Annotated in this window: 12 protein-coding genes and 2 tRNA genes; 12 read left to right on the top strand and 2 right to left on the bottom strand. The window is 54.3% G+C overall.

Features of this window, described 5'->3' with window-relative positions:
* Positions 1-5 precede the first annotated feature (5 nt).
* The 8 genes from B5F34_RS12635 to B5F34_RS12600 all read left to right on the top strand — a co-directional run bounded on the left by B5F34_RS12635 (position 6) and on the right by B5F34_RS12600 (position 15115).
* Positions 6-1148 carry a Gfo/Idh/MocA family oxidoreductase gene (locus B5F34_RS12635; RefSeq protein WP_087339599.1) on the top strand — a complete coding sequence of 381 codons (1143 nt, stop codon included), beginning with the start codon at positions 6-8 and terminating at the stop codon, positions 1146-1148.
* A 295-nt stretch (positions 1149-1443) separates the two neighbouring features.
* Positions 1444-6036: a translocation/assembly module TamB domain-containing protein gene (locus B5F34_RS12630; protein ID WP_239448949.1), complete on the top strand. Its 4593-nt coding sequence runs from the start codon at positions 1444-1446 to the stop codon at positions 6034-6036.
* 43 nt (positions 6037-6079) lie between these two features.
* Positions 6080-8458, top strand: a complete 2379-nt coding sequence (locus B5F34_RS12625; protein ID WP_087339596.1) for a BamA/TamA family outer membrane protein — start codon at positions 6080-6082, stop codon at positions 8456-8458.
* A 343-nt stretch (positions 8459-8801) separates the two neighbouring features.
* Positions 8802-9713 (top strand): nucleotidyltransferase, encoded by a 912-nt coding sequence (locus B5F34_RS12620; protein WP_087339593.1) that lies wholly within the window; start codon positions 8802-8804, stop codon positions 9711-9713.
* A gap of 376 nt (positions 9714-10089) precedes the next feature.
* The gene (locus B5F34_RS12615; RefSeq protein WP_087339590.1) at positions 10090-11400 is read left to right on the top strand and encodes a TolC family protein; all 1311 of its coding nucleotides are present in this window, start codon (positions 10090-10092) and stop codon (positions 11398-11400) included.
* A gap of 19 nt (positions 11401-11419) precedes the next feature.
* Positions 11420-12454 carry an HlyD family secretion protein gene (locus B5F34_RS12610; RefSeq protein ID WP_087339587.1) on the top strand — a complete coding sequence of 345 codons (1035 nt, stop codon included), beginning with the start codon at positions 11420-11422 and terminating at the stop codon, positions 12452-12454.
* Position 12455: 1 nt separating this feature from the next.
* Positions 12456-14075 carry a hypothetical protein gene (locus B5F34_RS12605; RefSeq protein ID WP_087339584.1) on the top strand — a complete coding sequence of 540 codons (1620 nt, stop codon included), beginning with the start codon at positions 12456-12458 and terminating at the stop codon, positions 14073-14075.
* A 257-nt stretch (positions 14076-14332) separates the two neighbouring features.
* Positions 14333-15115: a glycoside hydrolase family 16 protein gene (locus B5F34_RS12600; RefSeq protein ID WP_087339582.1), complete on the top strand. Its 783-nt coding sequence runs from the start codon at positions 14333-14335 to the stop codon at positions 15113-15115.
* A gap of 144 nt (positions 15116-15259) precedes the next feature.
* On the opposite strand, the gene carB is transcribed toward B5F34_RS12600, so the two are convergent.
* On the bottom strand, positions 15260-18487 hold the full coding sequence (gene carB / locus B5F34_RS12595) for a carbamoyl-phosphate synthase (glutamine-hydrolyzing) large subunit (RefSeq protein WP_087339579.1): 3228 nt from the start codon (positions 18485-18487) through the stop codon (positions 15260-15262).
* Positions 18488-19147: 660 nt separating this feature from the next.
* Between carB and B5F34_RS12590 the strand changes: the two genes are divergently transcribed.
* Positions 19148-19225 (top strand) — tRNA-Val (locus B5F34_RS12590).
* Between the two features lie 30 nt (positions 19226-19255).
* A tRNA-Val gene (locus tag B5F34_RS12585) sits at positions 19256-19333 on the top strand.
* Between the two features lie 85 nt (positions 19334-19418).
* On the opposite strand, the gene radA is transcribed toward B5F34_RS12585, so the two are convergent.
* A complete protein-coding gene (gene radA, locus B5F34_RS12580; protein WP_087339576.1) occupies positions 19419-20786 on the bottom strand; it encodes a DNA repair protein RadA in 1368 nt (455 codons plus the stop codon).
* 360 nt (positions 20787-21146) lie between these two features.
* On the opposite strand from radA, the gene thrA reads away from it, so the two are divergent.
* Together thrA and B5F34_RS12570 are read left to right on the top strand one after the other, a co-directional pair.
* Entirely contained in the window at positions 21147-23585 is a 2439-nt protein-coding gene (gene thrA, locus B5F34_RS12575; protein WP_087339574.1) for a bifunctional aspartate kinase/homoserine dehydrogenase I, read from the top strand.
* Between the two features lie 37 nt (positions 23586-23622).
* Positions 23623-24834 carry a cofactor-independent phosphoglycerate mutase gene (locus tag B5F34_RS12570; RefSeq protein ID WP_087339572.1) on the top strand — a complete coding sequence of 404 codons (1212 nt, stop codon included), beginning with the start codon at positions 23623-23625 and terminating at the stop codon, positions 24832-24834.
* Positions 24835-24837: the final 3 nt, after the last annotated feature.

The following is a 24837-nucleotide window of genomic DNA, read 5'->3' as shown; positions in this document are numbered from 1 at the left end:
AGATTATGAAACAGATAAGAACTGCCTGTATAGGCCTTGGATACCGTGGACGCCAGCTTTTTACCCTTTTGTGCCGCATTCCTTCTTTCCGGCTGGTGGCCGTGGCCGACCCCTGCCTGGAAGGAAAGGATTTGCCCGATGAGGTGGCCCGTTACGACCGGGGACCGGACGATTATTTGCGTATGCTTGATGAGCAGCACCCCGACTTGGTGGTGGTAGCTTCGCCCTGGACTTTTCATCTGCAACATGCCTTACATGCGGTGCAGGCCGGTTGCCATGTGGCGCTTGAAATCAAAGGTGGCTTGGCCGAAGGGGAGTATGAACCGCTCTCGCAGCTGGCCAGGCAGACCAGGCGTTGTGTATTGCCGCTGGAAAACACGCTCTTCCTGCGCGAAGTGCTGGCGGTATATACCCTGGTGCAGGCAGGCGTGCTGGGCGACCTGGTTTATCTGCGCGGCGGATACCGACACGACCTGCGCGATTTGTTGCTGGACGACCAGGGGCGCTTGGGCAATCGGGCGAATACGGAGAGCATCTGGAGAGCACGTTTCTACCGCGAAGCGAACGGCGACATTTACCCCACGCACGGACTGGCACCGCTCTGTCTGTGGGCAGGCATCAATCGGGGCGACCGCCTGCGAAGGCTGACCTCGTTTGCCTCCCGTTCCGCCGGACTCCTGCACCGCATCCGCCTGCTGGGTGGCGACGAGCAGGTGCAGGTGACGATGGGCGATGTGGTAGTGACCCAACTGGAGTCGGAGAAGGGCGTGCTGATGTCGCTCATACACGATACCACGCTTCCGCGCCCGCGCAGCCTGGACTTTGAAGTGCAGGGCACACGGGGAATCTGGCAGGGCGATACGCGCCGCATCTATGTGGAAGGCGACGGGCAAACCGAAACCTGGCAAGACGATGCGCCTTACGTGGAACGATACGAACACGAGTATTGGAAGCGCTGGGGCACAGAAGCGCTGGATGCCGACCGGCATCACAAGGGCATGGACTACATTATGTTGCGGGCCGTGGCAGAGGCTCTCTTGGGTGGTATGCCTTATCCGGTGACAGTGGACGACCTGGCAACGTGGACGGCTGTCACACCGCTTTCCTGTCGCTCTGTCAGGGAAAGACGCACGGTGGATTTTCCTTGATTGCTCTTCATCCGGGTAGAAAGGTATAAGGCTTTTGTTCCATCTATATATCGAGCCCGCTTCCTGTACCTTGGAAGCGGGCTTCTAAGGTATAAGGACCATCGCATGTGAGAGGGGGCATGCCGGAGGGTTGGCAACCTTGTTCGCAGTCGGTTCAGTGCTCTGTATTTCTGTTCGTTTGTCCCAAAAAGAAAAAAAGGGGATGCTTTCTCCGAGCCGGTTAATTTTCGTTTCTCCAGAATGGCTTTTCTGCAAAATATTTGTTTACTTTGTATTTCATAAGCACAGATGTGTTATGACCGAAGAAGAAAACCTTGACATAAAGAAGAGAAGACCTTGGCTGCGGGTGGCTTTGTGGATAGTGCTCACGCCGCTCATGCTGTTTGTCCTGCTCATGGTGCTGCTTTATGTGCCGCCTGTGCAGGATTTCATCCGTCGCCAGGCGGTGTCGGTGGCATCCGACGCCACGGGCATGCAGATTGCTGTAGACCGCATCGACTTACGTTTCCCTTTAGATTTGGTGGTACGTGGTGTGCAGGTGGTACAGCCGGCCGACAGCTTGCCGCCTGGTGCCCAGTCGCCCGACACCTTGCTCACGCTGGGAAGCCTGGCGGTGCGCGTACAGGCCTGGCCCTTGCTGAAAGGACAGGTCGAGGTAGACGGTGTGTCGCTGGAGGATATTACCGTCAACTCGTCGGACTTGATAGAAGGCATGAGGCTGGAAGGCACGCTGGGACGATTCTTCCTGCGTAGTCACGGCGTGGATTTGGAGCAAGAAAGCGTCATATTAAATAATGTGGAACTGGAGAACACGCACCTGCGACTGGCTTTGGCAGACACATCTGCTGCTGAGCCACCAGATACGACTGCTGCGCCGGTGCGCTGGAAGGTGCTGCTTCATACGCTGCAACTGAAAGATGTTTCCGTAGATTTATGTATGCCGCTCGACTCGCTCGGACTGACAGCCCGGCTGGGCCATGTGCGCCTGGATGAGGCCGAAGCCGACTTGGGACGTGGTATCTACGGCTGGCAGAAATTCTTGTTGACAAATACTTCGTTGGGATATGATATGGGCGGGCAAGCCGCCGATTCGGCAGCAGTGGGGTTCGATCCTTCGCATATCGCTGTGCGCGATGTGCGGATTGGCATCGATTCGGTGCGCTATGCGGGACGGGAAATGAAGGCCGTTATCCGCGAATGCTCCTTGAATGAGCGTTCCGGTCTGAGCATTGCTTCGCTGACGGGACGTTTGCTGGCCGATTCGGCTTTGATTCGTGTCCCTGACCTGCAGTTGCTTACCCCTCATAGTGAGATTAGTCTGACTGCACAGACCTATTGGGAACTGATTAACATGCCTACCTCTGGGCGTCTCAGTGCGCGGCTTGATGCCCGTATCGGCAAGCAAGATGTGCTGCTGCTTGCCGGAGGACTGCCGGAAAGCTTCCGGGCTGCATATCCTTTTCATCCGCTGGTCGTACGGGCCGGTACGGAAGGTAATCTGAAGCAGATGCAAATCAGCCGTTTCTCCATCGACCTGCCTGGTGCGTTCTCGTTGAGCGGGGGAGGCGAATTCTGGAATCTGACCGATAGCTTGAGACGCAGTGGAAACATGGACTTGGAGATGCGGACGCAGGACTTGAACTTCTTGACGGCTCTGGGGGGAGTGACGCCCGACGGTTCGGTGGTAATTCCCGACAGCATGAGGCTGGATGCCCGCTTAGCTGTAGAAGGCAACCGCTGTACGGCGGCTTTGGACTTGCAGGAGAGGCAAGGCACGCTGAAGTTGGCGGCGGCTTACGACCTGCAGGACGGACGCTACCAGGCTGACCTGGCTGCCGACTCGTTGCAGGTACACCATTTCTTGCCCAAAGACTCCATCTATACCCTTTCGGCCAGGGTGTCGGCACGAGGGCAGGGTTTCGATTTTACTTCGCCAAAGACAGCCGCGCAGGCAGACCTTTTACTGGAACAGTTGCAATATGGTCCTTGGAATTTGTCAGATGTGGGCTTGCAGGCGGTTTTGCAGCGTTCTGTAGCCTCGGTGCAGATGCACAGCCAGAACAGCTTGCTGCAGATGAAACTGGACGGTAACCTGCATCTGAATCGTCCCTACTTGGACGGAAAGGTCGATTTGGACGTGCGCGATGTCGACTTGCACAGTCTTGGTCTGTTGCCCCAGCCGCTGGAACATCCACTGGCTTTCGGCTTGTCTGCCGAGGCTGGGCGCGATTCCATCAGGCTGCATTTCGGTGCAGGCGACCTGAACCTGGACTTTGGGGCACGCAGCACGCTGAAAGAACTTTTGCAGAAGTCTGACGAGTTCATGGCTCTGCTGATGCAGCAGTGGGAAGACCGTCATCTGGATCATGCTTCCTTACGCCGTGTGCTTCCCACTGCCGGTATGCAGCTGACTGCCGGACGTGAGAATCCTGCTGCCTGGCTGTTGAAAGAGCAGGGCATGTCTTTCAGGCACATGAAACTGCAGTTCGGCTTTACACCCGATTGGGGCATTAACGGACGGGCCGCAGTGGAAGGTCTGAAGACCGATTCCTTGCAGTTGGATACCATCTTCTTCGCTGTCCATCAGGATACTACACGCATGACTTTGCAGAGTGGTGTGGTTAACGGTCCTAAGAATCCACATTTTACTTTCCGTAGCACACTGACGGGGGAGATTCGCAATGAAGATGCCGAACTGACCTTGCGCTTTACTGATGCCCAGGGACGCACAGGGGTGTTGCTCGGTGTCAATGCCCGACCTTTGTCAGAGGGACACGGACGGGGCAACGGGGTGCTGCTGCACCTTACTCCCGAAGAGCCTGTCATCGCTTACCGCAAGTTCCGTTTTGTGGACGGACGGAATGACCTCTATCTGCATAAGAACATGCGTGTATATGCCAATATAGATATGCAGGGAGGCGATGGCATGGGCTTTCGGATGCAGTCCGATGTGCGCGATACCGTCTCTCTTCAGAATATCAATCTTGCGTTGAGTCGTTTCCGCCTGAGTGAGTTGAGTAAGGTGATGCCTTATTTGCCTCAGCTGAGGGGGCTTTTTACGGTGGAGGCAAACTACATACAGACGGACAATTCGTTGCAGTTGGCAGCTGAGGCCGACATCGATTCTTTGAGTTACGAGGGGCGCCCCGTGGGTAACTTGGGTGCAGGAGTTACTTGGTTGCCTGCTTCGTCTGGAAGTCATTACCTCAGTGCATACTTGGACTACAACGACCGTCAGGTTGCCGCAGTGGACGGTATGCTGGGCAATGCAGATACCTTGTCGCTGAATGCATCCCTGAATCGCTTGCCGCTGGCAATCGCCAATGCGTTCGTGCCTGATGGCATGGTAGCTCTGAAGGGGTATCTGAATGGTAGCTTGTCGGTAGAAGGTACGGCCGAAAAACCGGAGCTTGGCGGTAGCTTGGCTATGGACACGGCATCGGTATTCATTCGGCAAATGGGGGCACGTTTTTATTTCGACGGAAGGCCTATCCGGCTTAGTGGCAACCGCCTGACTTTCGACAAATATTCTATTTACACTACGAACCGCAATCCTTTCGTCATCAACGGTTCGGTGAATTTTGCCGATATGTCCCGTCCGACGGCCGACCTGACTCTGAGGGCCGTGAATTATAACTTGCTCGACGCCCCGCAAACGCGTGAAAGCATGGTCTACGGCAAAGTCTATGTCGATGTGAATGCGTCTGTGCGCGGTCCGCTCGATGCTCTGACTATGCGCGGCAATATGAGTCTGCTGGGCAATACCAACGTGACGTATGTCTTGACCGACTCTCCGCTGACAGTGGAAGACCGTTTGAGTGGACTGGTTACCTTTACGGACTTTACAGATACGGTGGCTGTTGATTCGGCGGCAGTCCCTGTGCTTTCGCTGGGAGGTATGGAGATATTTATGGGTGTGCACATTGACGATGCCGTGCGCTTGCGGGCCGATTTGACTCCGGCTGGTGATAAGTACATTGAACTGGAGGGTGGAGGAGACTTGAACCTGCAATACACGGCGCAGGGAGACATGAGCTTGACTGGACGTTATACCTTGTCGGGTGGTGTCATGAAGTATTCGCTGCCCATCATTCCACTTAAGGCGTTCAGTTTCAATACGGGCAGTTACGTGGACTGGCGGGGTGACCTGATGAATCCCACGCTCGACCTGAAAGCTACGGAACGGATGAATGCTTCGGTGAGCGACGGTGATGAGGGAGCTTCGCGGTCGGTGGACTTTGATGTCAGCATCGGCATCAACGGCTCGCTGGAGTCGCCCAACCTGGTGTTTGATATCGCTGCACCCGAAGACGCCACCGTACAGAACGAACTTCAGGCCATGGGTGCCGAAGAGCGCAGCAAGCAGGCCATAGCCATGCTTGCCACGGGCATTTATCTGAACAGTGGTGCCAAAGGCGGAGGACTGACCATGGGCTCGGCGTTGAACAGCGTGCTGCAGAGCCAGATCAACGCTCTGGCTGGTTCGGTAAAGAACGCCAGCATCAGCGTGGGAGTGCAAGACCGTACTTCGTCGGAGACAGGCGAGACGCAGACAGACTACAGTTTCCGCTATGCGCAACGTTTCTTCAACGACCGCATACAAGTGGTTATTGGTGGCAAGGTTTCTACTGGAGCCAATGCCACGAACAGTGCCGAATCATTCATCGACAATATCTCTCTGGAGTATAGGCTCGACAATTCGGGCACCCGATACGTGCGGGTCTTCCACAACAAGAACTATGAGAGTGTGCTTGATGGAGAAATCACCGAGACCGGTGTGGGTCTTGTCTTGCGCCGCAAGATGGATCGTTTAGGCGAACTGTTTATCTTCCGCAAGAAACGTCCCAGGGCCGATGCGGAGGAGAAAGACAAGGACAAGGATAACTGACGTATGCCCTTGGGGAAGTAACTTTTTAACCAGAAAACAAGATATGAAAAGACATCAGACGGGCTTCAGGTCCGGATATATATACATGGTGATATGTGTAGTTCTGCTGGGCGCATGTTCTACCACCAAGCACCTGCCCGAAGGAGAATTGCTCTACATCGGACAGAAACCTACGGTGATTGACAACCCTGTGCCTACTCCGGTAGGAGAAACAGCCTTGGAGGAGGTAGACGCAGCCTTGGCTAAAGCACCCAACAATTCTTTGCTGGGAAGCAGCAGCGTGCGCATCCCTTTCCCTCTGGGACTGTGGGTCTACAACGGTTTCAGGAAATACAAGAAGGGATTGGGGCGCTGGATATACAACCGTTTCGCTGCCGAGCCCGTGCTGATTTCCAGTGTCAATCCGGCCATCCGCAGTCAGGCAGCCACCAATCTGTTGCACGATTACGGCTACTTCAACGGCACGGTGGGGTACGAAGTCTTTCCTCAGGCGAAAGACTCGCTTAAGGCACGTGTACAGTACACCGTCCGCATGGGCCGTCCTTACTTTATCGACAGCGTGGCTTATCTGGGCTTTACTCCCCGCACGAAGGCTATCATGGAGTTGAGTCGTCGTCGTTCGCTGATTCGTCCCGGCGAGCAGTTCAACGTGCCCGACCTCGACGGTGAGCGTACCCGCATCAGTACTCTGCTGCGCAACGTGGGCTGTTATTATTTCCGTCCCGATTACCTGACTTACCAGGCCGATACCGCCCTGCTCGATTCCAACCGTGTGGCTATGCGCATGGTTCCTGTGGCTGGTATGCCTGCCGTGGCAGAAAAGCCTTTCCACTTGGGGCGCAAATCGTTCTGGCTGACAGGCAAGAACGGTGAGATGCCCAACGACAGCGTGGTCTACAAGGGACTTACCATCCACTTTTACGATAAGCTCAAAGTGCGGCCCAACATGCTGTACCGTTGGATGGACTATCAGAACTTCCGCAACAAGCGCCAGGTGGAAGACAGCGCCGGCATCTCGCGCCAACGTTCTGCACGAAGCCTTTACAGCCTTTACAGACAGACACGTGTGCAGGAACGACTGGCCAATGTAGGCATCTTCAAGTACGTGGAGATGCAGTACGTACCCCGTGATACCGCTTTTGTCAGCGATACTCTCGACGTGCGGGTACTGGCTACCTTGGACAAACCTTACGATGCCGAACTGGACTTCAATATCAAGATGAAGAGCAACAATCAGACGGGGCCCGGAGCTACCTTTACGCTGACCAAGAACAACGTCTTCGGTGGCGGCGAGAAGTGGAATGTAGAGCTGAAAGGCTCTTACGAATGGCAGACGGGAAAAGACCGCTCTTCGGCCATGAACAGCTATGAACTGGGGGTGTCTACCTCGTTGATTTTTCCCCGCGTTGTCTTTCCCAGCATGGGTGGAAACGAGTACGATTTTCCCGCAACGACTACTTTCCGACTGTACGTCGACCAGATGAGCCGGGCCCGTTACTATAAATTGCTGGCTTTTGGAGGCAATGCTACCTACGACTTCCAGCCCAATGCCACGGGCAAGCACAGCTTTACACCTTTCAGGTTGACATTCAACGTGCTGCGCGACCCTACTGCCGAGTTCCAGCAACTTCAGCAAGACAATCCCGCACTCTACGTCAGCTTGCGCGACCAGTTTATCCCTGCCATGGAATATACTTATACCTATGACAATAGTTCACAGCGCCGCCACCGTAACCCCATCTGGTGGCAGACCACATTGACATCGGCAGGCAATGTCACTTCGACCATCTACCGCATCTTCGGTCAACCTTTCAGCAAAGAAGGCAAAGAACTGCTGGGAGTGCCGTTTGCCCAATTCCTGAAGATTAACACCGAACTGCGCTACAACTACCGCATCGACCGTAACCAGTCTCTTGCCTCGCGTCTGGCCTTGGGGGCTATCTGGTCGTATGGCAATGCCACGACGGCTCCTTACACCGAACAGTTCTACATTGGAGGCGCCAACAGCGTCCGTGCCTTTGCTGCCCGCAACATCGGCCCTGGCGGCTATCCTGCCGACGAGAACGACACTTATTCCTTTATCAACCACGTGGGCGACATCCGCTTCGAGGCCAATCTGGAGTATCGTTTCCGTATCATCAGCGACTTGCATGGGGCCGTCTTCCTCGATGCGGGCAACGTGTGGCTGATGCGCAAGGACCCTGCGCGGCCCAACGGCGAATTCCGCCTGAAAGACTTTCCCCGGCAGATTGCCCTCGGTACTGGAGTGGGTGTACGCTACGATTTGGGGTTCCTTGTCTTCCGCCTCGACTGGGGTATTGCTCTGCACGAGCCCTACGACACCGGCAAGTCGGGCTACTACAACATTCGCAAGTTTATGGACGGCACGGCCCTGCATTTTGCTATTGGCTATCCCTTCTGATTTTCTTGGATTTAGTATATATAGCTGTCCGCTTTCTTTGTAAAGGCTTTGAAGTGCGCTGGCAAAGGCTTGGCAGCGGCGTTGTACGCCTTTGGCACCAGCGCTGCAAAGCTATGGCAAAGGTGTCTCGCCTAAGAGAGAGCCGAAACCGGGCGACTGTCTATGTTGGTCGACCGGTAGGAGGGTGGTTTGTCTGCCTCCCTTTGCCATCCGATTCGGGCAAGTGAACATTCAATGAAAATAATAAGCAAGTGTGGTGACGACTTCTGTATTTATTTCGTACATTTGCACGACACTCCGGCAACGGATGTACATTATTAACCTTTAAACAACTTACAGCACAATGAAACCTACTCTTTTCCTCTTGGCTGCCGGTATGGGCAGCCGTTACGGTGGTCTGAAGCAGTTGGATGGCCTGGGTCCCAACGGCGAAACCATCATGGACTACTCTATCTATGATGCCATCCATGCCGGATTCGGCAAGCTGGTGTTTGTTATCCGCAAGGACTTCGAACAGGACTTCCGCGACAAGATTATTTCCAAATACGAAGGACACATCCCCTGCGAGCTGGTGTTCCAGTCGCTCGATGCACTGCCCGAAGGCTTCACTTGTCCCGAAGGCCGTACGAAACCTTGGGGGACAAACCACGCCGTGATGATGGGCGAAGAGGTTATCAACGAGCCGTTTGCCGTTATCAACTGCGACGACTTCTACGGCCGTGATTCCTTCCAGGTGATGGGCAAATTCCTGGCTGCCCTGCCCGAAGGAGCAAAGAATACGTATGCCATGGTGGGCTTCCGCGTAGGCAACACGCTGAGCGAGAGCGGTACCGTGTCGCGCGGCATCTGCGGAACAGATGCCAACCGCATGCTGACTTCGGTGGTAGAACGCACCAAGATTCAGCGCATGGACGGCGAGGTGAAGTATCTGGACGATGACGACCAGTGGGTAGCTACGCCCGAAACGACTCCTGTCAGCATGAACTTCTGGGGCTTCACGCCCGACTATTTCGGTTATAGCAAGGAATATTTCAAGACATTCCTGGCCGACCCGAAGAACATGGCCAACCTGAAGAGCGAGTTCTTTATCCCGCTGATGGTAGACAAGCTCATTAAGGAAGGTACCGCCACGGTCGAGGTGTTGGATACGACGAGCAAATGGTTTGGCGTAACCTATCCCGAAGACCGTCCTGCCGTAGTGGCCAAAATTAAGGCTTTGGTCGAGGCAGGAGAATATCCCGACAAGTTGTTCTGATTATTCTCTGAATAGCCATAAGCTCAGCAAGACCGCTTGCAGGCACCCTCGGCAGGAGGGGCGGCAAGCGGTCTGTTTGTGTTAAAGAAGCTCAAAAGTTGAGTCCTGTAAGGTTACAACTTATTCTTCGATTTCCTACCTTTGCGCCCGAAAATCAAACAAGGAAACCTCATGAAGGATTTACTCTGCCCTCATTCAGTCCGTTACAAGAATAAGATTCACGACTTCCATGCCTGGGGAGCCGCTTTCCTGATTTAGTCCCTTTCTTTCTCTCCTTCATACACAGCGGTGGGGAGTGCAGCGTGTTGCATGTGCCCTGGGCGTGCTGTGTCATAGACTGTCGACAAAATCCATTTATTCATACATTTTTTATCTTATGAGCAAAAAGAACCGGCTCATGGTGCTGTGTTGTGCAGCACTGTGCAGCCACTACGTATGTGCCCAGTCGCAAGTGCTGGGCATGGAAGAGATGTTTCGTCTGGCCGACGAAAACAGCAAAAGCATCCAGACCTACCGCACAGGCAAAGAAGCGGCCGTTGAGGCTCTGCAGGCTGCCAAAGCCCGTCGTTTGCCCGATATTACGGCTTCGGTATCGGCCAGCTATTGGGGCAACGGGCGCTTGTGGGACCGCGATTTCGGCAACGGCATGAAGATAGATATGCCTCACTTCGGCAATAACTTTTCTATCGAGGCCACACAGGTTATCTATGCAGGCGGAGCCATCAGCAGTGGCATTGCTTTGGCCGAACTGGAACAGCAGTTGGCGGAACTGGACTGGCAGAAGAACCGACAGGAAATACGTTTCCTGCTGGCAGGTTACTATCTGGACCTCTACAAGCTGGACAATCAGGTAAAAGTGCTGGAACATAATCTGCAACTGGCAGAGCAGGTGATTGCCAACGTCAGGGCACGTCGGGAACAGGGTACAGCCCTGAAAAACGACATCACGCGCTATGAGTTACAAAAGGAGACTCTGAAACTGCAATTGGCTCGTGTACAAGATGCCCGCACCATCTTGAACCATCAGCTGATTACTACCCTCCATTTGCCGGAAGGCACGGAAATCAAGCCCGATACCGCCTTGTTGAACCAGGCTGTCAGTACGCTTTCCGAGGCAGACTGGCAACGAATGGCTACTCAGACTCACATCGGTTTGAGGCAATCGCAGTTGAATGTGAAGACGCACGAACAGCTGGTGAAACAGGAACGTGCCAACCGTTTTCCGCAGATAGCTCTCGTGGCCGCCGACCATTTAGATGGTCCTATTACCATCGAGGTTCCGGTGCTGGACAACAACTTTAATTATTGGTACGTGGGGGTGGGGGTGAAATATAGCTTCTCATCTCTCTTCAAGAACAACCGCAGACTTCGGCAGGCTCGACTGAATATGCGCCGGGCACAAGAGCAGAGCGACCTGGCCCGCGAACAGGTGGAGAATGCCGTGCAGGCGGGTTACGTCAACTTTCTGACTGCCTTTACCGACCTTCACACACAGGAGAAGAGCGTCCGCCTGGCCGATGAGAACTATAGTGTGGTGAGCAACCGCTATGCCAACGAAATGGCTCTGCTGACCGATATGCTTGATGCCGGCAACATGAAACTCAGCGCCGACCTGAATCTGGTCAATGCCCGCATCAACGTGATATACCATTATTATAAAATGAAATATCTGACACATACCCTTTAATTCTATCTTATTATTCATTATGACAACACGTAAGACTCAGAAACTTGTTTACAATATTGTTATTGTCTGTCTGTTGCTGGCAGGCATCATCTACGTTTGCTCGCGATTCATCCATCCGGGGGTGGAGTATACGGATAATGCGCAGGTGCGCCAGCACATCACTCCGGTCAACACCCGTGTACCGGGGTTTATCAGGCAGATTTGCTTTGAAGAGTACCAGCCCGTGCACCGGGGCGATACTTTGCTTATTATTGAAGATGCCGAATTTTGCCTCCGATTGGCACAGGCAGAGGCTGACTTGGCCAATGCACTGGCAGGAAAGCAGGCTACGGGAGTGAGCATAGCCACTACGCAAAATAACCTGCGTGTGAGCGATGCAGCCATCGAAGAGGCTCGTGTGCAGTGGGAGAATGCCGAGCGCGACTACCGCCGTTATGAGAAACTGTTGGCTCAGGATGCTGTTACTCCCCAACAGTATGACAATGCCCGCACGGCTTGCGAGGCCACCCGCGCCCGCTACGAACAACTGCAGCGCGCCAAGCTGTCTACTTCATTGGTGAAGAGTGAGCAGACGCACCGCCTGGACCAGAACGAAGCTGCTGTGCGTCTGGCTGAGGCTGCCGTAGAACTGGCCCGCCTGAATCTGTCGTACACGGTCATTCTGGCGACGTGCGACGGTGTCACCGGGCGCAGGGATATTCACGAAGGGCAGCTCGTGCAGGCAGGTCAGACGATGGTGGACATTGTGGACGGTACCGGGCTTTGGGTGGTAGCCAATTATCGCGAGACGCAGCTTCCCGACATACGCGAAGGGGCACCGGTGACACTGACAGCCGATGCCGTGCCGGGCGTGACATACAAGGGCGTGGTGGAATCGGTGGCCGATGCTACGGGAGCCGCCGTCTCCCTTATCCCGCAAGACAACGCTACGGGCAATTTCGTGAAGGTGGAGCAGCGCGTCCCGGTGCGTATTCGTCTGACAGACGAAAACCGTCCTGAAGACCTGCGGCGCCTGCGTGCCGGATTCAATGTGGAATGTAAAGTGAAACGCTGACATGGGGGCTCCTGTATTGAACGGGCCCTTCACCATGCCCATGTTCCGCACCTTTGTGCCCCGGTGCCTACAGCCCTGGCTGTATGTGCTGATGGCGTTCACCTTTCAGTTTTCGGGTGGTTTGTATCTGGGCACGCTAAACCAGATGATGGGCGAGACCGCCCTGATGCGCGAAGACCTCTTGATGTGTCTTTATGCCAACTTGGCGGGCATGGCCATCTGGTTCCCTCTGTTGTTCCGCATGAAGTTCCGTTTTACCAATAAGACGTTGCTTTGTGCTTCGGCCACGGGGGTGATGGTGTGCAACCTCGTGGCCCCTTATCTTACGCTGCTGCCTTTGCTTTGGGCGGTGTGTTTCGTAGAAGGCATCTGCAAGATACAGGGAACCTTTGAGTGTATGAGCAACATCCAGTTGTGGATGACGCCCCGGCGCGACTTCACCGTGTTCTTCCCTTGGCTGCATATCGTCATACTGGGAAGCATGCAACTCAGCGACCTGCTAGCCACGGCGTTGATGCACCATTACCACTGGTCGTACATGCACCTCTTCATGGCTGGTGTCATGATGCTCGATCTGTTGATGCTCACTCTTTGTACCCGTCATTTCCGTCTGATGAAGAAGATGCCCCTGCTGGGCATCGACTGGTTGGGAGGAGGGTTGTGGGCCTTGCTGCTGCTGGAGGTAGCCTTCTTTTTCTGCTATGGTGAGTACTACAACTGGCTGGTCAGTCCGGTGATGCGTGCCTTGGGGCTCTGCATCCTGTTCACATTATATATATGTATAGGGCGCATGCGCCACATCCGCCACCCCTTTCTGGAGCCGAAGATGTGGACGTACCGTCATCTGGCTCCTATTCTGCTGCTTATTTTCCTGGTAGAGATGCTGCTGGCCTCGGAGCGTGTGTTGGAAGAAACCTTCCTGGAGGGGGTGATGCACTACGAAGAGACGGTCAGCGTCCGGTTGGACTGGGCTGCTTTGGCGGGCATTCTGGGCGGGTGTGTCTTTGCTTGGTGGTGGATGCACGTGCGCCGGTTCAATTATCTGCGTCTACTCATGGTGGGCATCTTGGCACTGGTGGGATACCTGCTGGGCTATTATTTGCTCATGACGCCTGCACTGCACATTTCGCAACTCTATCTGCCCACTGCCTTGCGTGGTTTTGGTTATGCGGTACTTAGTGCCACGTTCATGGTCTGTCTGGAGGAGATTATGACCTTCCAGCATTTCTTCCAGGCACTGTCGGTGTTCAACATGATGCACATGGTGGCGGGAGGTGTCGTGGGGTCTGCCCTTTACGGGCATGGACTCCGTTACTTAGTGGCGGACAATGTGGCGCGCCACGGAGGTTGGATGGACCATACGGCTTTGAGCCGTCTTCCCGGCGATTGGAATGGCGTGGTGGAGCCTTTCATGCAGCAGATGATGGAAATCAGTCTGAAGCAACTCTACGGTTGGGCTCTCTATGCAGCCGTCTTGCTCTTGTTGCTTTTCCTGCTCTACGACTTGCCCGTGCGTTCGCGGCTGAAGCCCATGCCTTTGTGGAGACGGCTGCGGAGGGAGATGGAGCCGCTCGTTGCCCTGCGAAAGAAGGCAAGGGAGGGTACGGCCACTGCAGGTTGACGTCAATAGTACTGGTGTTTGTATGGTGTTGACAACCAGTGTGTTGTTCGCTATATATAACGAGTCTGCCTCTTATAGCTTAGAAGCTTGCTTCTGATAGCCCGGAAGTAGGCTTCTTACCGCTTGGAAGTTTGTGCTTGCTGCTACGGCGGGAAATCCGGCAGGCGTTTCTTATATTTTTCACCCGTTATTGTCGTTGAATGCTTACTTTGTTGTACCTTTAGCCCTGTATTTTATCCTTTAACAAACAAACTGAAATGAAGACAAAAAGAATGTTTGCCGCTTTCTGCGGCTGTTGCCTCGCCGTGGCCATGCAGGCCCAGCAGGCTCGGTATGAATTGGTGTGGGAAGACAATTTCAATGGACCCACGTTCGACGAACAGTATTGGAGCAAGATTCCGCGTGGCGTGGTCGACTGGAACCGCCACATGTCCGATGCCGACTTCCTCTATGAAGTGAAGGACGGCAATCTGGTGCTGCGCGGCATGGTGAACGATGGCAAGGTGCCGCAAGACACGGCGCGCTACATCACGGGCGGACTTTATACCAAAGGAAAATTCAACATCGGCTATGGTAAGGTGGAAATCTGCGCCAAGTTGGGAAGGGCACAGGGGGCCTGGCCTGCTTTCTGGATGCTGCCCGAAAAAGGGGAATGGCCCAAGGGAGGAGAGATTGACATCATGGAACACCTGAGTCATGACACTATTGCTTACCAGACTGTGCATTCCTACTACACCTATGTGCTGAAGCAGGAAAACAATCCGCCTCACGGGGGCATTGGGCCCATCGACCGCGACGGCTACAACACTTATACCGTGGAAATCCTGCCGGACAGTCTGGTGTTCTCCATCAACGGACAAAAGACGTTGGCTTATCCCCGCATCGAAACGGACAAGCCGGGGCAGTATCCCTTCGGCACACCTTACTACCTGTTGGTAGACATGCAAATAGAAGGCTCGTGGGTGGGCAAGGCCAAGCCCGAAGAACTGCCGGTGGAATTGCAGGTGGATTGGATAAAGGTGTATAAACTGGATGAATAAGGGGGAGTGAATACCTCGAATCCAGTGACAGAAAATAAGGATTAAACATGGAAGAGGCAAGCTCCCGACGGGAACCTGCCTCTTTCTATGTTCGTCTGATGACGATAACTGATTAACTATTTATCATTTGCCACTCGTCTTGGCTCACTTGTACTCCTGCCAGCTCTTGATAGCGATGTACTGGGGCTGAAGTCCGCAGAAGGCTTCAATGAAAGCACCTGCTAAGCGGGCATTGGTGATGAGCGGGATATTGTGGTCGATGGCGGCACGGCGAATCTTGTAACCGTTGGTCAACTCACGCTTCGTGTGGTTCTTCGGGATGTTGACGATGAGGTCGAAGGCGTGGTTGGCAATCATGCGCATTACGTTGTTCTCCGCATCGGGTTTCTCGTCTGGCCAGTAGACGGGTGTGGTTTCTACGCCGTGGGCGTTGAGGAAGGCCGATGTACCCGCTGTGGCGTATATCTTATAGCCTTTGGCATGCAGCATGCGACTGGCATCCAGCAAATCCACCTTCGACTTCATGGCGCCGCTGGAGAACATCACGCCTTTCTCCGGCGAAGGAATTTTGAAGCCTACGGCAATCATGGCGTTGAGCAGTGCCTCGTCGAAACTGTCGCCCAAACAACCTACTTCGCCCGTACTGGCCATGTCTACGCCCAGTACGGGGTCGGCCTTGTGCAGGCGTGAGAAAGAGAACTGGCTGGCCTTGACGCCAATCCAATCAATGTCGTAAGCCGACTTGTCGGGACGGGTGTAGGGCGCGTCGAGCATGATGCGTGTGGCTGTCTCAATGAAGTTACGCTTCAGTACCTTGCTGACGAAGGGGAAGGAGCGGGAGGCACGCAGGTTGCACTCGATGACCTTCACCTCGTTGTTGCGCGCCAGATACTGTATGTTGAACGGACCGGAGATGTTCAGTTCCTTGGCAATGCGACGGCTGATTTGCTTGATGCGGCGGGCGGTGGCGAAGTATATCTTCTGTGCGGGGAATACTAAAGTGGCATCGCCCGAGTGTACGCCGGCAAACTCAATGTGCTCGGAGATGGCGTACTCCACAATCTCGCCGTTCTGTGCCACGGCATCAAATTCAATTTCTTTCGTGTTCTGAAGGAACTGCGATACCACTACGGGATATTCTTTCGATACCTTGGCGGCCATCTGCAGGAACTGCTCCAGTTCTTCTTCGTCGTAGCACACATTCATGGCTGCGCCGGACAGTACATAGCTGGGACGAACCAGCACGGGATACCCAACCTTCTGAATGAACGCCTTCACATCGTCCAAGCTGGTCAGTTCCTGCCAGGCAGGCTGGTCGATACCGAGCAGGTCGAGCATGTGGCTGAACTTGTTGCGGTTTTCAGCGCGGTCGATGCTGACGGGTGATGTACCCAATACGGGCACCGACTGACGGTAGAGTTTCATGGCCAGGTTGTTCGGAATCTGTCCACCTACAGAAACAATGACACCGCGCGGTTGCTCCAGGTCGATGACATCCATCACGCGCTCAAACGATAACTCGTCGAAGTAGAGGCGGTCACACATGTCGTAGTCTGTCGATACCGTCTCCGGGTTGTAGTTGATCATGATGGATTTGTAGCCCAACTTACGTGCCGTCTGTACGGCATTCACCGAGCACCAGTCGAACTCTACGCTGGATCCGATTCGGTAAGCACCGGAACCGAGTACGACAACCGACTTCTCGTTCTTGTAATAGTTTACGTCGTAGCCCTGCACATCATACGTCATATACAGATAGTTGGTCAGTTCAGGATGTTCGCTGGCTACGGTATTGATACGTTTCACTCCCGGCACGATGCCTAACTCCTTGCGGCGGGCACGTACCAGAAGATTCTCTTTCTCCATGTTGCCTTCTGGATGAAGGACAAAGCGGGCAATCTGGAAGTCGGAGAAGCCCAGTCGTTTGGCTTCGCGCAGCACATCGGCAGGAATGTCTTCTATCTTGTTGTATTCGGAGAGCTTGTGCTTGTAGTCTACAATGTTCTTCAGCTTACCAAGGAACCACGGATCAATCTTGGTCAACTCGTAGATGCGGTCGATGGCGTAGCCTTCTTCCAAGGCCTGGGCAATGGCGAAAATACGCAGGTCGGTGGGGTGAGACAATTCATGGTCGAGGTCATTGAAAGTCAGTCCTTCGTTACCCACAAAGCCGTGCATGCCTTGTCCGATCATACGGAGTCCTTTCTGGATAACCTCTTCGAAGGAGCGGCCGATGGACATGATTTCGCCTACCGACTTCATAGAAGAACCAATCTCACGGCTTACACCTACGAATTTAGTCAGGTCCCAGCGTGGAATCTTGCAGATGAGGTAATCGAGTGAGGGTGCCACGTAGGCAGAGTTGGGTGTGCCCATCTCGCCGATTTGGTCGAGCGTGTAGCCCAGGGCAATCTTGGCAGCCACAAAAGCCAGCGGATAGCCTGTCGCCTTAGAGGCCAGAGCGGAAGAGCGGCTGAGGCGGGCGTTGACTTCGATGACGCGGTAGTCGTTGGTTTCGGCATTGAAAGCATATTGGATGTTGCATTCGCCCACAATGTTGAGATGGCGGACACACTGCCGTGAAAGGGCTTGCAAAGTCTCGACTTGTTCCTGGCTCAGCGAGCAAGTGGGGGCCACTACGATGCTCTCGCCCGTATGGATGCCCAGCGGGTCGAAGTTTTCCATGCTTGCCACGGTGAAGCAATGGTCGTTGGCATCGCGGATAACCTCGAACTCAATCTCCTTCCAGCCTTTCAACGATTCTTCCACCAGAATCTGCTTGGAGAAGGTGAAGGCGCTTTCGGCCAAGCGCAAGAAAGTCTCTTCGTCGGGACAAATGCCGCTGCCCTGTCCACCCAGCGCGTAGGCTGAGCGCACCATGACGGGATAGCCTATTTCCTGAGCTGCTTTCAGTGCGTCGGCCATGGTTTCCACGGCGTGGCTTTTGGGCGTTTTCATGGGGATTTCGTCCAGCTTTTTCACAAAGAGGTCACGGTCTTCGGTATTCATGATGGCCTCTACGGAGGTGCCGAGAACGCGCACGCCGTATTTCTGCAGCACGCCTGTCTGGTAGAGTTCTGTACCGCAGTTCAGTGCCGTCTGTCCGCCGAAAGCCAGCAGGATGCCGTCCGGTCGTTCTTTCTCGATGATGCGCTCCACGAAGTAGGGAGTGACGGGGAGGAAATACACTTGGTCGGCAATGCCTTCCGAGGTCTGGATGGTGGCGATGTTGGGGTTGACCAGCACCGATGCGATGCCTTCTTCGCGCAATGCTTTCAAGGCTTGCGAGCCGGAGTAGTCGAACTCACCGGCCTGTCCGATTTTCAATGCGCCCGATCCGAGAACGAGCACTTTCTTCAGTTTTGTTTCCATAACTCTCTTATTGTAGTTGTTTAAGTTTGGTCTAAGTCTTTCTTCTTCCGGTGCAAAAAAAATGCGTCACCCCCACATGGGGATAACGCATCCATCAAGGAACGGAGAAAATATCTTGCTCGAAGAAAAGAAACCGCTATCCCCCGGGTGGCAGGCATCCGGATGCAGGAGGCGGATATAAGCTTTTCTTGTCAGTAGCATAAGTGTCGTCTAAATTTTTGCAAAGTAACGATTATTTTTGCTTTTTCGCAAATCTATGGGAGGTTATCTTTGCCGCGACTTCAACTTTTTGCGATGCGGTGTCGGTTTCTAAGCGCTAAGGAGCCAATTTCCAAGCGCTAAGGAGCCGGGTGCCAAGCGCTAAGGAGTCTGCTCCTTATATATAAGAAGTAAGTGTCTGTTGATGTGCGTGGTGGATGGGGCCGTCCGGAGCTTCTGTTCTTTCTGCTTGAGAGGCGTTCCTGCTCCGTTATCGATAGTGGCAGCATAGGAGGCTGGTTGGAGGGTGGGGCGAGGAAGAAAAAAGTTTTTGTGCTAACTTGTTGTAAAACAGGTGTAAGTGAAAATTCTTCGAAAAAAGAGCGAAAAATAATGCGAGAAAGTTTTGGAGGTTTCAAAATAAGTCGTACCTTTGCATCGCTTTTGAAACGGAAGTGTAACGGACGTTTAGCTCAGCTGGTTCAGAGCGTCTGCCTTACAAGCAGAGGGTCGGCGGTTCGAATCCGTCAACGTCCACCAGCATACCTCTTCACTTCTGTATAGAAAGAAGGACGTTTAGCTCAGCTGGTTCAGAGCGTCTGCCTTACAAGCAGAGGGTCGGCGGTTCGAATCCGTCAACGTCCACCAGTTAATTTTATTTTTATAATAGTTTTCATGGTAAAATGTGAGGCTTGGCAAGTGATTGTCGAGCCTTTCTCATTTATTCCCTCTATTATCCGAAGAGGTTGCGGAAGGCTTCCTCCACCTTGCGCACGGGCACCAGCTCTATTTTTATTTTAGCCGTATTCAGCCCCTGCAAGTTTTGCCGGGGCAGGATAAACCGTTTGAAACCCAGTTTTTCCGCTTCGCCGATGCGTTGTTCGATGCGGTTGACAGGACGGATTTCGCCCGACAGACCCACCTCGCCGGCCATGCACACTTCTGTCTCAATGGCAACGTCCATGTTGCTGCTCAGTATGGCGCTGATGACAGCCAGGTCGATGGCCGGATCGTTCACTTTCAGTCCACCGGCAATGTTCAGGAATACGTCTTTCTGTGCCAGTTTGAAGCCCACGCGCTTTTCCAGCACCGCCAGTAGCATGTTCATGCGCCGCGTGTCGAATCCGGTGGCAGAGCGTTGCGGATTGCCGTAGACTGCGCTGCTCACCAATGCCTGTGTCTCGATGAGAAACGGGCGTATGCCCTCGATGGCCGAAGCGATGGCTACGCCACTCATGCCTTCGTGGTCCTGGCTGAGCAGCAGCTCCGAAGGGTTGCTTACCTGGCGCAATCCGTCCTGCCGCATCTCGTAGATGCCCAGTTCGGCAGTGCTTCCGAAGCGGTTTTTGATGCTGCGCAGGATGCGGTACATATAGTGCTGGTCGCCTTCAAACTGCAATACTGTGTCTACGATATGCTCCAGCACCTTAGGTCCGGCGATGCTTCCTTCTTTGTTGATGTGCCCGATGAGGATGACCGGTGTGTGGCTTTCTTTGGCGAAGCGTAGGATGGAGGCGGCGCACTCTCTTACTTGGGCGATGCTGCCCGGCGATGATTCCAGGCTTTCGGTCGAGATAGTCTGTATGGAGTCGATGATGACCAAGTCGGGCTGTGTATTTTTGATATGTACGAAGATTTGCTCCAGCGAAGTCTCGCAGGCAATGAGGCAATCGCTCGACGTGTGTGTCAGCCGGTCGGCTCGTAGCTTCAGCTGGCGGGCACTCTCTTCGCCCGATATGTAGAGGATGCGTTTCTCTGGCATCCGCAGTACGGTTTGCAGGATAAGCGTAGACTTTCCGATGCCCGGTTCGCCGCCCAGCAGCACCAGCGAGCCGCGCACCAGTCCGCCGCCCAGCACGCGGTTCAGTTCGTCGTCGTGCATGTCGATGCGCGGTTCGTCGTCGGCATCTATTTCGTTCAGTGTCACCGGTTTCGATTTGGTCTTGGCAAGCCCGGCGAGGGAAGGGCGTGCTGCCGGTTCCTTGCGCACGATTTCTTCGACGAAGGTGTTCCATTGTCCGCACGAGGGACACTTGCCCAGCCACCTGGGCGATTCCTGCCCGCAGTTGCTGCATACGTATACGGTTTTCTCTTTTGCCATTTCGTTGCTTATTTGCGGCCAAAGGTACGATTAATATGGGTAGTTTTTGCCTTTTTCTGCACTTTTATCGCAAAAAAGTGGGAGAATGTGATAGAATGTATGCTTTTATTGTTACATTTGCAACATCTTATCCTTTAAAGACGTTAGAAACGAGACTATGAACAAGTATTATCCGCATACCGTCACATCGATGCGCACCATGACCCTTCGGGGTTAGGGATAGTTTTTCGTGTTTCTACGTGTTACACATCGTTTTCGGTTATTTCCTTATCTCCGCAGGCGGAGGCGCCCGTTCGGGAAGCGGGTTTTTTCCTACACATATTTATATATATTATAGTAACTTCATTAAAACAGCATAGGATGAAAGTAATGAAATTCGGCGGAACGTCGGTAGGTTCCGTGGAGAGCATATTGAGTGTGAAGCGCATTGTTGAAGCAGAGGCCGGGCGCGAACCGGTCATTGTGGTGGTGTCGGCATTGGGTGGCATCACGGACAAACTGATAAAGACCTCGCGCATGGCGGCGGCAGGCGATGCGGCGTATGAAGACGAATTCCGCGAAATTGTGAGCCGGCACGTAGAGATGGTGAAGCGGGCGATTCCGGAGTTTGACGCGCAGATGACCATGCAGCGCCGGGTGGGAGAACTGCTCAATGAACTGAAGGACATCTTCCAAGGCATCTATCTCATCAAGGACCTGTCGCAGAAGACATCGGACACGATAGTGAGCTACGGCGAACGTCTGTCGTCTATCATTGCCGCTCAGTTGACGGGCGCACGGTGGTACGACTCGCGCAGCTTCATCAAGACGGAGAAGAAGTTTGCGAAGCACGTGCTGGATACGGAACTGACAAACCGGCTGGTGCGCGAGACTTTCAGTGAATTGCCTCCGCTGGCGCTGGTACCGGGTTTCATTGCCACGGACAAGGATACGGGCGAGGTGACCAATCTGGGACGCGGTGGCTCGGACTATACGGCGGCCATCATTGCGGCAGCACTGAACGCCGACTCGCTGGAGATTTGGACGGACGTAGACGGGTTTATGACGGCCGATCCGCGCGTCATCTCTACGGCATACACCATCAACGAACTGAGCTACGTGGAGGCAACGGAACTGTGTAACTTCGGTGCCAAGGTGGTTTATCCGCCTACGATATATCCTGTGTGCCACAAGAACATACCTATTCTTATCAAGAATACCTTCAACCCAGAGGGAGCAGGCACCGTCATCAAACAAACGGTGAGCAGTCCGCAGGGCAAAGCCATCAAAGGTATCTCGTCCATCAACGATACGAGCCTTATCACGGTACAGGGCCTGGGCATGGTGGGTGTTATCGGCGTGAACTACCGCATCTTTAAGGCCTTGGCGAAAAACGGCATCAGTGTCTTCCTGGTGTCGCAGGCTTCGTCGGAGAACTCCACATCTATCGGTGTGCGCAATGCCGATGCCGACTTGGCGTGCCGCGTACTTGGCGAGGAGTTTGCCAAGGAGATTGAGATGGGAGAGATTTCGCCCATACAGGCCGAGAAAGACTTGGCCACGGTGGCCATCGTAGGCGAGAACATGAAGCATACACCGGGCATCGCAGGCAAGCTGTTCGGCACGCTCGGCAGAAACGGTATCAACGTCATAGCTTGTGCGCAGGGTGCCAGTGAGACCAACATCTCGTTTGTGGTAGACGGCAAGTCGCTGCGCAAGTCGCTCAACGTCATCCACGACTCGTTCTTCCTCTCCGAATACCAGGTGCTCAATCTCTTCATCTGCGGTATCGGTACGGTGGGCGGCAAACTCATTGAGCAGATTCAAAGTCAGCGGCAGCGACTGATGCAGGAAAACGGCTTGCAACTGAACGTGGTGGGCATTGCCGATGCCTCACACTCGATGTTCTGCCGCGAGGGATTCGACTTGTCCCGCTTCCGCGAGGAGTTGAAGGAAAAGGGGCAGGCGAGCGACACACAGCGGCTGCGCGACGGCGTCATTGGCATGAATATCTTCAACTCGGTCTTCGTCGATTGCACGGCCAGTCCCGACGTGGCAGGTATCTACGAAGACTTGCTGCGGCATAATATCTCTGTCGTGGCTGCCAACAAGATTGCTGCATCCAGCGAGTACGAGAATTATCTTCGCCTGAAGCAAACAGCCCGGCAGCGTGGTGTGAAGTATCTGTTCGAGACCAACGTGGGAGCGGGGCTGCCCATTATCAACACCATCAATGACCTTATACACAGCGGCGACAAGATACTGAAGATTGAGGCCGTGCTTAGTGGTACGCTGAACTATATCTTCAACCAACTCAGTGCCGACGTGCCCTTCAGCCAGACGATACGCATGGCGCAGCAGGAGCGTTATTCTGAACCCGATCCGCGTATAGACCTCAGCGGCAAGGATGTCATCCGCAAGCTTGTCATCCTGGCCCGTGAGGCGGGCTACCGCATTGAGCAGAGCGATGTGGATCGTCACCTCTTCGTACCCGACGATTTCTTTGAAGGTTCGTTGGACGACTTCTGGCGCAAGGTTCCCACGCTGGATGCCGACTTCGAGGCCCGCCGCCAGAAACTGGAAGCCGAGCACAAGCATTGGCGTTTTGTAGCGCGGCTGGACGGTGGCAAGGCGTCGGTCGGACTGATGGAGGTAGCCCCTGGTCACCCGTTCTACGGACTGGAGGGAAGCAACAACATCATCCTGCTGACTACCGAGCGTTACCGCGAGTACCCGATGATGATTCAGGGCTACGGCGCGGGAGCTGACGTGACTGCTGCTGGCGTCTTTGCCGACATCATGAGCATTGCCAACGTTTGATGCCCTACCTAAGTATAATCCCAAAACACGAAGAGATATGAAACACCTTATTATATTGGGTGACGGCATGGCCGACCATCCCGTTTCCTCGTTGGGCGGGCGGACACTGCTCCAGGCCGCCCATACCCCTTGGATGGACCTGCTGGCGCGGCAAGGACGATGCGGGCGGTTGGTCACTGTGGCACCCGGCTTCCATCCCGGCAGCGAGGTGGCTAACCTCTCTGTGCTGGGCTACGACTTGCCCACTGTTTACGAAGGCCGCGGTTCGCTCGAAGCAGCCAGCATCGGCGTGGATCTTATGTCGGGCGACATGGCTATGCGCTGTAACTTGGTCTGCATCGAAGGTGACCTGCTGAAGAATCACTCTGCCGGACACATCACTACGGAAGAGGCAGATGTGTTGATTCGCTTCCTGCAAGAACGCCTGGGCGACGGGCGTGTACATTTCTATACCGGTGTGCAATACCGTCACCTGCTTGTTATTCGCGGAGGGGACAAACGCGTGGACTGTACGCCGCCACATGACGTGCCAATGAAACCCTTCCTTCCGCTGATGCCTAAAGCTAAGTGCCTCGAAGCGCAGGCGACAGCCGGACTGCTGAACAGTCTTATTCTCCGTTCGCAAGACTTGTTGAAGGAGCATCCACTGAATAAGCAGCGCATCGCTCAAGGCAAAGACCCCGCCAACAGCATCTGGCCCTGGAGTCCCGGCTACCGTCCCCGGATGGAACCTTTCTCTGTCCGCTTTCCTCAGGTGAAGAGAGGAGCGGTTATCACAGCCGTCGACCTTATCCGCGGTATCGGGCGTTATGCCGGACTGCGACGCATCGATGTACCCGGCGCTACCGGACTTTACGATACCAACTACGAGGGCAAGGCCCGTGCCGCTCTCGATGCTCTGCGCACCGACGACTTCGTCTACCTGCATATCGAGGCCAGTGATGAGGCAGGACACGAGGGGGATGTCTCTCTGAAGATGCGCACTATCGAAGACTTGGACCGTCGCGTCGTCGGTCCTATCTATGAGGCGGTGAAAGACTGGTCGGAACCAGTCGGCATAGCCATCCTGCCCGACCATCCCACGCCTTGTGAGGTGCGCACCCATACTGCCGAGCCCGTGCCCTTCCTCATCTGGTACCCTGGCATTGTGCCCGATGCGGTGCAGACTTTCGATGAGGTAGCTGCCTGCCACGGCTCGTATGGCTTGCTGAAAGAAGACCAGTTTATCCACGCATTCATCAACGATTAATCT

The organism is Mediterranea sp. An20, assembly GCF_002160055.1.
GTDB classification, from domain to species: domain Bacteria; phylum Bacteroidota; class Bacteroidia; order Bacteroidales; family Bacteroidaceae; genus Bacteroides; species Bacteroides avicola.
Note: the sequence above shows the minus strand (reverse complement) of the source record. Positions and strands in the feature narration are given on the sequence as shown.